Consider the following 15,749-nt stretch of genomic DNA (forward strand, 5'->3'; position numbering starts at 1 on the left):
TTTCTTTTCTTTATAATTCTTTGAAATCAAGTAAAGGAATCAGCAATTCTGACTCTTCCTTTTCTGGAGTTTCTCCATTGTCGATCCAGCATTGTTCCTTATTGAATATAATCGGAGAAAGCGGGTGTCTTTTTGTCTCTCCATATCCTAATATGAGATGGCTGTCGCTTAATATCATATGTGCGTTCGTGCCCCCGAATCCAAAAGAGCTGATTCCGGCTCGCAAAACCCCTTTTCTGGGACACCATTCTTTTAAAGACGTGTTCGGAAAGAATGGCGACTGATCAAATTTAAAACGCGGATTTGGCGTTTTACAATGTAATGTCGGCGGGAGCATCTGATTTTTTATGGATAAGGCAACCTTTATAATACTCGCTATCCCCGCTGCACTCATTAAATGTCCGAAATTCGTTTTTACGCTGCCCACTCCGCAAAATTGCGTTTCTTCCGTAACCTCCCGGAACACTTCTGTCAGCGCTTTTAATTCAATCGGATCTCCTATCATCGTACCGGTGCCATGCGTCTCGACATAACTGAGAGTATCTGCATCAATTCCGCCTTTTTTCAGGGCTTTTTTTATCACTGCGCTTTGCGCTTTCGGATTAGGTGTTGTCATTCCCATTGTCTGTCCGTCATTATTAACCGCGGATGAGTCAATTACCGCGTAAATTCTGTCACCTTCGGCAAGGGCGTCATCAAGTCTTTTCAAAAGGACTGCGCCGCATCCCTCTCCCGGTACAAATCCATCTGCCTTCTCATCAAATGTATGACACTTTCCTTCAGGTGAAAGCGCCCGAGCCTCACTCAGCATGACGTAAGGCTTTTGATCCAGCAAAATGTCAACCCCGCCCGCAATCGCCATATCTGACTCTTTTGACATCAGGCTTTGACAAGCGAGATGGACGCTGACCAATGAAGAAGAACAAGCCGTGTCTACAACCAGATTCGGTCCTTTCAGATTAAAAAAGTGTGAGATATGCGCACCTATGAAATTTTGTCCTATACCCACGATCGTATTTTTTGAAGGGGAACCTATTTTGGACATAAACGTCCCGGTCCGCGAACCGATGAAGACGCCGACTTCTTTGTTTGATACTTCTTCTTTTGTATAGCCGCCGTCTCTCAATGTCTGGACGCTGACCTCAAGGCATTTTTTGATTAACGGATCAAGCTCTGATGCCTCACTTTTGTTCATATTAAAAAACGCGGGATCGAAAGACTCAATATCTTGAAGAAATCCGCCCCACTTACTGATACTTTTTCCCTTTTCATAGGTGTCAGAGTAGTATGAAGAAATAACCCATCGCGACGCCGGGACTTCGCGGACACTATTTTGTCCTTTCTTCAAATTTCTCCAGAACGTTTCTGTGTCCGGAGCATCCGGAAACTCACAGCCCATTCCGATAATAGCGATTTGGTTCAGACTGGTTTGTTGTATTTGAGATCCGCTGTCCCGTACTTCGGAAGCATTTTGATTTATATGTTGCTCTTTTTTCCGAATCTCAATGTTTTCTGAATCAATTTGAGGACTGATCCCCTCACTTGCAAATAATTCGTTTAAATAGACGCCCAGTTGTAAAAAACTCGGATACTCCAGAAAAGCTGATGGTTCAATTTTTATTTGAAATGCATCTTCCGCTTTTTTGACAAGCTGAACCAGTAAGATTGAATCAACTCCGTAATCCGCAAAAGACGTATCCTGATCTAAATTCTCGTAAGGTATTTTCAGCTCCGCGGAAAAAATCTCCATTAACTTCCTGATCATAGCTTCATTGTCTCCCTGACCAGAGATCTCTTTTTCTTCAGCATCCGGGTTATTTTTAGCAGCTTGAATTCTTGTCTGAAGCAGCTGCTCCAGCTTGAATTTCTCCGGATGTGTCTTTGCCGGTATAAGGCAGGGGTATCCGTTTATCGTCATCATTTCATCCAGCATGGCAATACCTGTTTCTGTTGAGTGTGAAAGTAAACCAAGTGCCTGATATGATGGACTTGTCACCTCGCCCATCCCAATGTCCCTCCAGCTCGGCCAGTTAATTGATTGATAATATGTTCTGCCGGCTGCATGCTGATACGCCGCAAAGTAATCCATAAAAGCGTTCGCTGCGGCATAGTCACTTGTTCCGGCGCCTAATAAAGGAAAGGCGCTCGCAACAGATGAAAACAAAATGAAGAAATCAAGTTTGTCATCAATAAAAATGTCATGGAGTACCTGCATCCCTTGCACCTTTGGCTCAAATACTTCTCTTATTTCTTGATCAGATTTATGAATAAAAGCCGGATTCGAATGATTGGCTGCACCAGCGCAATGAATGACCCCGCCGATTTTGCCGAACTTCAGTCTCACCTCTGAAAAGAAGCGTTGTAATTTTTCTTTTTCCGTGAGCGGCCCGGAATACACTTCCACCTGAACTCCCTTTTGATCCAACTCATGCAGCAGTTGTAATTTCGAATAAAGAGGTGACTTTTCATCGGTGTCTTTTAACATGCCGGCTATTTTATCAGATTCCGGAAGGTCGGTTACTCCCATCAACACAAGTTTTTTGACTCCCTTTCCGGCATAATGTCTGGCAAGTTCTGCCCCGATCCCTCTTGTTCCCCCTGTAATAACCAGGGTTTGATCCGTACGGCATACCGGCAGGCCGGATAGTTTCCGGTTTATTTCCGCTGCATGTAATTTCTCGACGTATGGAATATAACGTTCACCGTTCCGGTAGCAGATTTCACTATACAGCCCGTCAGCACAAGCTTCATCTGTGATTACCTGTCTCAATTCCGCCGCAGTCCCGACATGCCCGTCTACATCTATTGTTTTTGATTTTATCTTTTGATACTCCGCACTCAGCATTTTATATAGTCCGGCTGTTTCGGCTCCGGCTAACGACGGCTTGTCATTCAGAAATGTCTGCAGCCCTCTGGTCACATGTAAAACGAAAAGCTGTTTACGTGTCTTTATGATTTCCTGCAGCAGTGTCAGCTTCCCGATTGTGCCGGTGCGTGCCCCGTTTTGATCACTCCGCAAATCTGACAGGTCAATTATGCCGATGATTTCCGGATTTTCTTCTATGACTGCTAGAGCCGTTTTTTTGGCTTCCCCATCCGAAGGATCCCAGTTATCTGCGCAAATGACAGCGGATTCAATCAGAGGATCTGAATCAAACAATTTGAATGCAAGCCGCTCACTTTCACTATTAGCCAGGATCATCACCTGTCCTTTCATAAAAGCGGAAGGCGCAGCCTTTTGTTTTTTCCATGATTTTTTTAATACATCAAATGATAAGTCAATCGGTGCATGGGGCAGACTTTGCGGTACACCTGTTTTTTTCTCTTTCTGTGCTGCTTTTGCGGCAGGCACCCAATATCTGTTCCGTTCAAAAGGATATACAGGAAGAGAGATAAGCTTCGGTAATTCCGCAGTGTACATCTCTTCCCATTCAACGTCTCCTCCGTTCACCCAGTGAATGGCCATTTCTCTTGCACTTTTAAAGTGAGCGGCTGACAGGGCATTCTTTTGACCAGCGCCTCGGCGGGCCTTTCCCCTATATAAACCGTTTACCTTCTGATCTGACCGCAAATACATCGTCAGCTTATTGCGAAGATCGTCAATGCTGCTAACCTCAACAGCGAGCCGCTCTTCCATAGCGTTTCTCCCGGTCTGCGAAGTGTACGCAGCATCAGCTAGTGACGTTTTTGGCTCCAGTTCTTTTATATATGCATCAATCAAGAGTCTGAGCCGTTCTTCATTTTTAGCAGAAAGCAGAATAATTTGCGTCTTGTTGCTCTGTACCGTTTCCATCTTTTCTTCATTCTTATACTCTTCGATGATAATGTGGGCATTAGATCCTCCAGCGCCGAAAGAACTGATGCCTGACCTTCTGGCTTGATTTTGCGGCGTCTCCCAATCGGTCAGTTCAGACTGCACGTAAAACGGTGTTTCCTCAAAATCAATATTAGGATTTAAGTTACCGGAATGAAGGGAAGGAGCAAGCTGTTTATATTTCATTTGCATCAGCACTTTTGTGATAGAAGCAATTCCCGCCGCAGCCTCTAGGTGTCCGATATTTGACTTAACCGAACCAATTGCACAACGATAATCGCTTTTCGAGCTGTGCAAAGCTTTGATTAAACCTGAAATTTCAATCGGGTCTCCCAAAGATGTTCCAGTGCCATGCGCTTCAATATAACTTATGCTGTCTGCATCAATCCCCGCCTTATCAAGAGTTTCACTGATGACGTTTGCCTGCTCGCCCGGATTTGGCACAGTGTATCCGTTTGTTTTTCCGCCGTGATTTACAGATGTTCCCTTAATCACACCGTAAATCCTGTCCCCGTCAGCCTTTGCGGCAGAAAGCGGTTTCAAAAGAACGGCCCCGACTCCTTCTCCCGGCACATATCCGTCTCCTCCCGCTCCAAAGCTTCTGCAGCGCCCATCGCTTGAAACAAAATGATTTTGTGAAAGCAAAGTATATTTATCCGGGTGTAAGGATAAATTCACTCCTCCGGCTATGGCGAGGGTGGATTCTCCCCTTTTTAAACTTTCACATGCAAAATGAACAGCAGAAAGTGAAGAAGAACACATTGTATCAATTGCAAGGCTGGGTCCATGCAGGTCAAAGAAATATGATACCCGGTTTGCGATAGACGAATAAGAAGACAGGAGCGCCTGACGTTCCTCATCATCTGAAGCACCGGCTGCAAATAACTGATAGTGGCTGTAGGTGACACCGACAAATACACCTGTCTTATGCCGTTTCAACTTTTTCTTTGTGTAACCCGCATCTTCAAACGTGTGCCACGCTGTCTCTAAAAATAACCGTTCCTGAGGATCAATTAACTCGGCATCACGGGGCGAAATTGAGAAGAACAGCGGATCGAATTTATCAGCGTCTTTTATAAACCCCCCCCATTTGCTGTCATGACGGGCATTGTCACCTGTGTGATAATATTTCCGAAAATCCCAGCGCTCTTTCGGTATTTCCGTTATACAATCTTTTCCGGAAGAAATATTTTCCCAAAACTGTTCCACATCCTTCGCCATCGGGTAGCGGCCGGATATACCGATAATTGCAATATCTTCCTCGGAAGGTGCGGATGGTATGCGGGAAACGGAAAGCTTCTCTCGTTTCGCCGGCGCCGAATGATCAATTCGCTGTTCGGCTGCCGGTAAAAACACCTTCTTCAACTCATGATGATAGTGTTCAAGAAAATACTCTGACAGCTCTTCAACACTGCTGTATTCAAAGAAAAGAGTCTTAGACACTCTTCCAAAATATTTTTCCAGACGGGAGTTAAGACCTAAAATCGTTAGAGAATCAATTCCGTAACAGTCAAACGTTTCCTCGGGTAAAATACTGTCCGCCGGTCTTCCCGTTTCCGCACCGACGATCTCTGTCAAAAGACGGATCGTTTGCTTTTTCAGATCTTTTTCATTTAATTGCAGCAGATTACTGTTGTTTCCAGGCACAGTCTCTATTTCTTTATGATCCGTTGAGAGTAATTCATTTACTCTATCTTTGTCTCCGCTGATAACAGCCAGCTGAGAAGCAGAGCGGCTCATACTGTCCTGAAAAGCGGCAAGCCCGGCTTGAGCGGATAAAAGTTCCAGCCCTGCATGTCTTAAAGCCTGCAGCTCTCCCGGCCCGACTGTCATATTCCCCGCATCCCATAACGGCCAATTAATAGAAAGTGTTTTCCCGGGACGTCCTTTAATGCTTCGATACTGGGTGAATCCGTCCATACATCCGTTAGCGAAGGCGTAGTCGCTTTGACCCGCATTAGGCAGAACGGCCGAAAGGGACGAAAACATAACGAAGAAATCAAGAGGCTCTTCTTCAGCTGCTTTATCCAGCCAAACGGTTCCGAATACTTTAGGCGCTATAACTTCTTCTATGCTTTCTTTAGTTTTTTTTATGATAAATGCATCTTTAACAAGTCCGGCGCTGTGCAAAATTCCGTTTAATTCTCCGAATGTCTGCTTAATGTGCTTCATTAACGCGGCCGTCTCTTTTTCCTTTGAAATATCTGCCGGGACATATAAGGCTTCAGCGCCAAGATTTTCAAGAGCGCTCAATTTTTGCGCCGTTTCACGGGAGGCCGGGGAACGCCCGGTTAATATCAGCTTGACTTCTGCCTGTTTCGCCAGATATTCCGCAAACAGGTACCCGAGACCGCCGGCTCCTCCCGTAATTAAATACACACCGTTCTTTTTTACACTGAAACTATGTTTCTCCCCATCTTCTTTTTTTACTCTTTGAAGCTGCCTTTTATAATAATGCCTCGGCTCATAACAGGTAACGTGGTTCGTCTTACATTGATTGTTCCATTCAAAAGAGATGACATCTGCAACATGCTGCTTTGTAAACGGCTCGTCAAACATTGATTTCAGCTCTGCAGCCTTACATGTGAAATTCGGATTTTCGGTCTGTACGGTCTTAAGAAAACTTTCAACCGCGTTATAAATCGGCTGAACCTCGCCCTCGGTATTTTCATACAGGTACAAAATTTCTGCTTTCGGACAAAGTTTGTTCGCCATGAAGGCCTGAAACATGTGAAACAAGGAATACAGACTTTTATTGAGCTGCTTTCTCATTGCATCTTCTGTATTTTTGAAGAGCCCGGCAGCCAAAAAATGAATAATATGACGGGGTCTTATATTTTGAGAACGCAGAACCCCGCATAACGCATCATAATCCTCATCTTTTGCAAAGTTCATTGTAAAACGACCGTTCCGGCAATCTTCGAAACGCTCGCCGGAAGTCACGTAAATGAAAGGTGCCTCATAGCCTTCAAGCTGCCTCTTCATTACGGTATACATGCTGTCGTCTTCGCAAAAAAATAAAATTGGCTCTTTCGTATGCGGGAATTTTTCACTGCCTTTAAATTCATGTCTATCCCATACCATTTCATATAGATGGGTTTTCCCCAAGCTCTTAATTAATTCCAGCCCTTCTTCAGGCGTCAGGCTGCATTCTTTCACCTTTTTCACGATTTGCTCAATTTGCATCGTTTTTTCATTCATGGAAAAGCAACTCCTCTATCAGCTCTGACGTCTCTTTCGTATTCATCTCACCTGTTTGTGCTTTTTCAAGAAGCGACATGATTGTTCCATCTGCTGCATCTTTATTTGAGTTGTGAAGCTCAGTACCCGAGAAAGCCTCAGCCTTCTGCGCTTCATCTTTATTTAAATGAATCCAATGCCTGTTCTTGCTGAAAGGATAAAGAGGAAGAGACAGTTTAACCGGTTTGAGTTCCTCCTCATACAAGTCTTCCCAGCTGATTTCACAACCGATCGTCCACAACTGAGCCAGTTTGGCCGGCTTGTTTTGCTGAATCAGTGATTGAACATATGCATGACCTTCGGGGCCGCCGAATAAAGGAGCGTACAGACTATCAAAATCCGTTACATTTCCTTCATAAACACCTTGCAGCCTGCTCCCCCGGATGTAACCGTTTAATTTTTCAAGAAGATCTCCGGTATTCGAGCAAGTAATCGCAAGGCGGCATTCAAATGGTTCCCTTCCGGTTTGCAGCGTATATGCTATTTCTTCAAGACCGATTCCGGACTTTTCTCTAAAATTGCCGTTATGCGGTTTATCAGCTGATCGATTCCGGACGCTGCTGATATAGCGGCACAGCTCGCTCAGGGTCATTAATTCCTGAAATATGTCTAGTGATATTTCTGTGCCGTACATTTGGTTTATATAAGAGATTAGTTCGGAATAAGCCAACGGATCAAATCCGAATTCAGAAAGAGGTATCTTTGCATCTATATCTGCGGTATCTAAACGCAGGATACCCGCTGCCGCTTCCCGAACCGCCTCTTGCAAATCACGTTCCTGCACCTCTTGCTGACTGAATTGAACTGATAGTTCTTCATGTAAAAACGTTGTTAACTCTTTGGCTTTAACCATCAGCCTTTCCTTTGTTTTGGCCGATAGAACAATGATTTGTTCCCGCTCGGCAGTTACTGCTTTATCTTGTCCGTATTCAAATTCTTCCACGATGACATGAGCATTTGCCCCGCCGAATCCAAAGGAACTGACTCCGGCACGGCGCGGAATTTCATTTCCTTTTCGATCTATTAATCTGGCCCACTTCATTGTTTTATTGACAATATGAAACGGCGTTCCGCTTAATTGAATGTAAGGGTTCAGTTCCTTGACATGTAGTGTGGCAGGCAGTGTTTTATACTTCATGGATAGTAATACTTTAATCAGCCCCGGCATTCCAGAGGCGGGCTCTAAATGACCGATATTCGTTTTTACTGAACCGATGCCGCAATATTGATCATGATTCTTTCCTGAATGCGGCTCAAAAGATCCAAACGCTTTTTTCAAGCCTTCAATCTCAATCGGATCTCCCAGTTCTGTCCCGGTTCCGTGTGCTTCAATATAAGATATCGTATCAACAGGAATATCGGCATTTTTGTAAACAGACGTTAACAGTTCTGCCTGAGCTTCCGGGTTCGGCGCGGTCAATGAAGCAGATCTTCCTCCGTGATTTTCTCCGGTTCCTCTCAGGACTCCGTAAATATTGTCTCTGTCATTCATTGCCGCTTGCAATGGTTTCAATAACAGAACAGCTGCACCTTCACCGCGGACATAACCGTCGGCAAGTTTATCAAACGTCTTACACCGGCCGTCCCTAGACAAAATACCGAGTTTATCAGTATACATATGCGTGACTGGATCTAAGAGCAGCGAAACCCCGCCTGCTACCGCCAGCTCACTTTCACCATTTTGAATCGAGCGCACAGCTCTGTGGATTGCTACAAGACTGCTTGAGCAGGCTGTATCAATGGACTCACTCGGACCTCTGAAATTAAAATAGTGGGATACACGGTTGCTGATGAGCGCCTGACTGTTTCCGGTTCCCGCAAACGCATGCGCCCCGTCCGAATGCCTCATCAGCAGCTGGCGGTAATCATTAAATTGAATGCCCGTAAACACCCCGATATTTTTGCCAGACAGCTTTGAAGCTTTGTAGCCCGCATCTTCTATCGCTTTCCAGGTTTCCTGCAAATAAATTCTGTGCTGAGGATCCATGAGTTCTGCTTCCCGCGGATTAATATTGAAAAATGCCTCATCGAATTTATCGGCATCTGTGATAAAGCCGCCCCATTTCGAATGTACTTCGCTGCTTCCTTTGCCTTCGGCGTATTTTTTCCAATCCCAGCGATCCGGGGGAATTTCCTGAATCAAATCTTTTTCATTGATTAAATTGATCCAAAACTCATCTGCATTTTTTGCTCCCGGAAAAACACAACTCATCCCGATAATAGCAACTGGCGGCTTCTCTGGATGATGGTCAGCCTGTCTTGTTGTCTTTTTTTCAAACGGAAAACTTCGCGGCGGCTTCACGTTTTTCCCGGTGGTTTTCCCAGCGTGCACTACTTTCCTTTTTTCAGAAATGTTTTTTTCTGCATCTGTATTCCCCTTTGCAACAGTACGCAGTTCACTGTTTAGAAATTCTGAAAGAGATTTTATATGGCTGTAAGTAAAGAAAACGGCAGGTGTCAGCTTAAGCTTGTATTTTTTATTCAGTCGGACGGCTAATGTTTTCAAACTGATAGAATCAAAGCCGAGATTGCCGAAATTCTCTGCCATATTCAGCTGTTCAATGTTAATTTTCAATAATTCCGATACCATTTGCTTCAGTTCTTCCAGGACATTGTCTGCAGACACCGGTGCTGTATAAGAAATTTCCTCTTGACGAACCGGAAGCGTATTTACTTTTTGATGCGGCAGATCTTTTTTTGCTGGTGTTGTTCCGGCATCCCCGGTAACAACCGAAATTTGCGGACAGTCATTTGCCAAAATCGTCTCAAAAGCCGCTATCCCTTCTTCCGTTTCCAAATAGTCAAACCCGGATGCGGAAAGATAAGCTTCTTCCGCTTCTTTGTTTAAATGCATTCCGCCTTTACGCCACAACGGCCAGTTAATCGAAATGCTCTTGCCTTGTCTCTCTTGCCGGCGGCTCTGTTCGGATCTCCAATTTATATATTGATCTTGAAAATAATTGCCCAACGCATAATTAACCTGTCCAAAATCTCCGAAGACCGAAGAAATAGAAGAAAATACGATAAAGAAATCAAGCGGCTCATCTTTCGTTAATTCATCTAAGCATACCGTTCCTTCAATTTTAGCAGTCATGCCTTCTGAAAAATCAGTCAGATTCATCTCTGTAAATAACCGATCATCGGCATGACCAGCTGAATGAATAACACCTTGAATGGAGCCCCAAGTCCGTTTCGTTTCTTCTATGACCCGTCCCATCGTCTTTTGATCTGCGGCATCAGCTTGATAATATACAGCATCTCCTCCAAGTGCCTGCAGCCGGTCAATGTTATGGCGTTTATCAGCTGTTAACGGTGACCTTCCCGTCAATACTAATTTTGCTTGATACTGAGAGGCTAAATATTTTGCGAAAATCAGGCCCAGACCGCCTAAACCGCCCGTTATGAGGTAAACCCCTTTCTGTTTCAGCTGATGAGAGTGCTCTGTATGATTGAATACATACTCCTTTAATGTCTTAACATACCTCTTGTCATTTATATATTTAACTTCTTCCGCCTGCCGTTCCATGCCTGAAACCATTTCGTTAAGACAAAATTCAGCCATTTTTTCAATTGATATACGTTCTGAAAAACCGATTGACTTCACATTCTCTGCGGATGGCACCAACATATTTTCCGTTTTTAAACAGCCTGCAAGAGCGCCCGTATACGGATCATTCACGCCTTCTTTAAAAGAGTGAACAAGAAGCAGAGAATGAAGATAAAGAGAGGCATCACTGCGGGCGCTCAGAGCTTTTAATAAATAAAAAATTGATTCCAGGCCGCTGAGAAGGTGGTCACCCGCGTAAAATGTTTCTCCCGTGTGTAAGATGACATCAGGAGCAAACCCCTTTTTCTCTAATTCTTCGAATAAACGAATGTAATCTGACGTCACTTCCGGGTTTACACAGAATGTCAGCAGATTTTGATCGGTCTGCCGCTGATCCGGCGTGACGAGAATGACACGGCTGTCTGATTGATTTTTCAGAGCTCCAGCCAGTGCTTCATCTTTTGCAAAGACCAGAATTGTTTTTGGCTCCCTATCTTTGATTTCAATCAGAGGGTTTTTTTGATCCCACTTATGCTCATAAAAACGTGCATTTTTATTAGGCTTTTCGCCAAAAACCAGCCCGCTCAGTTCCATCAAAATCCCGCCGGCATTGTCTAATACATACACATCATAAGCCGAATCGGTTTCTCCAGTTTGTTTTGCATATACATAAACGGGTTCAGTCTCATGATCAAAAATCGTACATTCTTTAATATTTTCCGGGAGCTCTCCGGCATTTTCCCCCGCAAGGTATATGACGGCTTGATATACGCTCTCAATAACTTCCGGTTTGATTATGCACCCTTTCGGCCCGGCCTTTGCTTTTATCTTTAAAAGTACCTGTCCGTTCCTGCTGACACATTGCTCTGCCGCTTTCAGACTGTCACTGCAGCTGTATCCGAATTCGGCAAGCCGCTGATAAAACGCTTCGTACGGTATGCGTTCTGCGCGCTGAGACAGAAACGGCTCAAGATGAATATTTCCGTTCTCGTACGCCCCGCCTTCTAATTCGAGCCGCCCTGAGGAATAAATGGATGAGTCGCTCTGTTTTTCTATAGAATACGATGCACCCTGATTATCCGGGGTTAATACAATCCGGATCTGCTCATTGCTTCCGCTTTGTAACATCGGTTCTCTAAAGGAGAGCTCTGTTAATTTAATAATCGGATTCCCTGAAGCCATCGCTCCGGCAGCTCTCGCCATTTCAATCTGGCTGAGAAACGGAAACATTTCCTTGTCTTGATACTTTGTTTTTATATATAAACCAGTATCGCTTACATTGATAAGAAACTTCTGTGCTTTAAAATCAGATATATTGCATGAAATGTAAGGATGCAGATCGTTATTAACGTTCATCCGGCGGCTTCCAATATTTTGCGCATCTATTCTGCACAGCTCTTTGGCAAATGGATATCCGGGTGCTGATACCCGTCTCAGAGTGGCATCTTTATAAAGTGACGGCCAATCTACTCCGTTACCGGCAACCCAGTATTCAGCAATCTTCAAAAGATCTCTGTTTGCGGCTGCTTCTTCAATTTCAGCTTTGTTCATCCTTTGAGCTTCTGTTGTGTCTTTGCCGCTTGTAAAAATATGATCCATCGCGTTTCCGAGAGTATAGCCTGTCAGTCTTTTAAGCAATTCCTCTCTTGTGGAGGCGATAACAGCCAATCTGTGCGGCATTTCTTCTCTCCCGGTTTGTAAAGTAAATGCTGTATTTCTAAGTATTTCTAATGGATAATCTCTGGCTGCTATATGTTCTTTTGCGCGTTTTGCATATTCTTCCAGCCTGTCGGCATTTTTTGCAGAAAAAACAAATAAAAGCTGTTCAGGTTCTTCAGCCGCGAGAGGAGAGATAGCTTCATCCGCAAATTCTTCTAAAATAACATGGGCATTAGCTCCTCCTGCCCCGAAAGAACTGATTCCGGCACGCCTGGGAACGGATGACTCCCATTTTTCGGCACTGTCCGGTACATAAAAAGGTGTTTTTTGAAACGGTATATTTTCATTCAATTCAGCAGAATGAGTCAGTGACGGAACAATCGTTTTATGTTTCATTTGAAGAATAACTTTCGTAATGCCCGCTATGCCTGCAGCAGCCTCAAGATGTCCGATATTTGATTTAATCGACCCGATCGCGCATGTTTTCTTATCGCGTTCGGCACCTGAAAATGCTCTGGTCAGACCGGTGATTTCAATCGGATCTCCTAACGCGGTGCCTGTTCCGTGAGCTTCTATATAGCTGATGCTTTTTGGATCAATTAACCCTTTTTTTAAGGCTCTCGTAATGACCTCACTTTGAGCTTTGGGATTCGGTACGGTATATCCATTCGTCTTAGCACCGTGGTTGATGGCTGTTGCCTTAATAACTGAATAAATCTGATCACCGTCCGCAATAGCCTTTTTTACAGGTTTCAGCAGCACGGCACCTGTCCCTTCTCCCGGCACATAGCCGTCTCCTCCGGAACCGAAGCTTCTGCACCGGCCATCACTGGATAAAAATCCGCCTTGGGTCAGAAGTTCATATTTATGAGGATGAATGGATAAATTGACGCCTCCTGCAATTGCAATTTCACATTCATTCCTGATTAAACTTTCACAGGCAAAATGAACAGCCGTTAATGATGAGGAACACATCGTGTCCAAAGCAATACTTGGCCCGCTGAAATTAAAGAAGTAGGATACCCGGTTGGCGATTGATGCATACGAGGAAGAAACGGCCGCTTCGTGACCGACACTGTACAGCTGATATTGGCCGTACATAACCCCTGCAAAAACACCGACGTTTTTTCTTTCAAGCGTTTTCTTTGCGTACCCCGCATCTTCTATGGTGTGCCAAACCGTCTCTAAAAACAGTCTCTCCTGCGGATCAATTAATTCAGCTTCGGCAGGAGAAATATTAAAGAACAACGGATCAAAATGATACACATCGTCAATAAATCCCCCCCATTTGCTTTGGTTTTTTACTTCATCGCCTGCTGCGGGCTGATAGTGCAGCCCCGAATCCCACCGATCCTTAGGTATCTCAGTTATACAGTCTTTACCGTTCAATAAGTTTTTCCACAGAGTATCAAGATCATTTGCCATCGGGTAACGTCCGCTGATACCGATAATCGCGATATCATTATCATGATACTTCTCCTGCTGCACCTGATTTTTCATCTGGATTTTCTGTTTCCCGTTAACATCTGCTGTCTGTTTATTATCTTTTTTCTTCTGAGATGGGGTGCTGCTCCCGTTTTCTCCCAACCGGAGTTTATGAAGAAGAGTATCCCTGTGCTCCTCAACGAAATACTGTGACAATTCTGCCGCAGTCTGATATTCGAATAACAGCGTTTTTGAGAGCGCGCCGAAATGTTTTTCAAGCTCATTCGTAATATTGATAATCATAACGGAATCAAGTCCGTATTTTTCCAGTGCCTCTTCTGCATCTATTTTGTCCGCAGGCATCCTGAATTCTGCAGCAATCATTTTTATGATGAAATCAGATGTTTCAGCTGTCAGTTTCTCTGAATCAAATGATTCGATATTTCTCCCTGTTCCTTCATCTGCCTGAATGCTGTCTTTTCGTTCATATAATTGATGAACATGATTGTCAATTTGCTCATCTCCGTAAAATACAGTAAATTGCGAAAAACCGGAGGACAATGCGACTGCAAACGCTTCTTTACCTTCTTCTTTTTCTAAAGGATAAAAACCCGCCTTTTTCATTGTCTCTACCGTTCGCTCATCCACTTGCATGCCGACTTCTTTCCACAGCGGCCAGTTCAGAGAGAGAGAAATCGTATCAGAATCCTGGGCAGAACGCATATTCATGAAATGATCCATATAACTGTTTCCGAACGCGTAATCAGATTGCCCGACATTTCCCAACACTGCGGAAGTAGAGGAGAAGCAAATGAAAAAGTCAGGATTTTCTTTCTCAACAGCATCATTCAGCCACATCGTACCCAATACTTTCGGTCTGATTACCTGATCGAATTCCTCTCGTGACTTGTTAAGAAGGAAAGAGTCACGGATGATTCCCGCGCCCTGAATGACCCCGTTTACTTTTCCATAAGAAGTTTTGGCTTTTTTGACTACATATTCGGCTTCTTCCTTATTGGTAATATCAGCCTGAACATAAACAGCTGAAGAACCGGCATCCTCCAATCGTCTCAGCTGTCTTCTTATATGGTCTGAGAGCGGAGACCTCCCCGTTAAAACAAGGCAGCATTTTGTTTGAAAAGCCAAATATTCTGCAAAAGTAAATCCTAATCCGCCCGCGCCTCCTGCGATAATATATACTCCATTTTCTCTCAGCGGCACATCTCCGCTTCCGGAATTTTTTTCGGGTTCATACGTTTTGAGCTGTTTGACATAACGCTGCATGTCTTTATAACGGATCTCTACATCTGAAGGCTGGAAATCACTCAGCTCATTGCGTATGATATCAGCTGCGTGAACGGCTGCTATTGACTGCTCCATTTCAATGCTTTTTGCTGAGATTAACGGATTTTCCAGCTGCAATGTCCGCAAAAATCCGCTTGCCGCCGCGTAAAGAGGCTGTTCTCCAGAAAGATGCGAAAAATATCCATATAACAGCTTGATCGGTTTGCGGCAGTTATTTTTGAAGAGCGCCTGTTGTAGTAAAAACAAAGAATAGACTCCGCTGTCGCATTGTTCACGAATCGCTCTCTCTGTCTTTTCAAACGGCATGTCTGACCACAAATGCACCGCTTCCCGTATATCTGACTTCTCTTCTTCTATAAGCCATCCTAACAGGTTTATGTAATCTCTTTCAGAACGGGGATCGATTTCAAATACACCGTCCCCGATTTTTCGAAACTCTTTCCCCGGCTTAACCAAAATAACCCTTGTATCATGCAATGCAGCAAGTTCTTTACTCACATCTTCACTTTTATCAAATAATAAAAGGCTGCCCTCACGTCGGCCGCCTTTTACATGAATGCTGAGATCTGTCCGCTGCCAGACCATCTGATAATATATCGCCTGTCCGTTACCCCCTGCGGAATGAGAACCAAGCTGCTGTATCCGCTTTACTCCTTCTTCCAAAGAAATGATGCCGCTTTCTATGTCAGAAAGTACTTTTTTTCTAATATGACGGGCTTCTTTCATAAAAATCTTCATCCCCTTTACAAATGGCACTGC

2 protein-coding genes are annotated in these 15,749 nt (G+C 44.1%); both read right to left on the minus strand.

What is annotated here, in order from left to right; all coding sequences use genetic code 11:
* Positions 1 to 10: 10 nt before the first annotated feature.
* Positions 11 to 7,015 (minus strand): SDR family NAD(P)-dependent oxidoreductase, encoded by a 7,005-nt coding sequence (locus ACXN9U_RS07320; RefSeq protein ID WP_489202372.1) that lies wholly within the window; start codon positions 7,013 to 7,015, stop codon positions 11 to 13.
* The gene (locus ACXN9U_RS07325) at positions 7,008 to 15,716 is read right to left on the minus strand and encodes a type I polyketide synthase (RefSeq protein WP_489202373.1); all 8,709 of its coding nucleotides are present in this window, start codon (positions 15,714 to 15,716) and stop codon (positions 7,008 to 7,010) included. The genes ACXN9U_RS07320 and ACXN9U_RS07325 overlap by 8 nt, the downstream gene beginning before the upstream one ends.
* Positions 15,717 to 15,749: the final 33 nt, after the last annotated feature.

The organism is Bacillus sp. BACIII (assembly GCF_057836745.1).

What these genes read in the sequence shown, in the direction of transcription:
- ACXN9U_RS07320 (WP_489202372.1), bottom strand. Translation starts at nt 7,015, where the DNA reads ATGAATGAAAAAACGATGCAAATTGAGCAAATCGTGAAAAAGGTGAAA.
- ACXN9U_RS07325 (WP_489202373.1), bottom strand. Translation starts at nt 15,716, where the DNA reads ATGAAAGAAGCCCGTCATATTAGAAAAAAAGTACTTTCTGACATAGAA.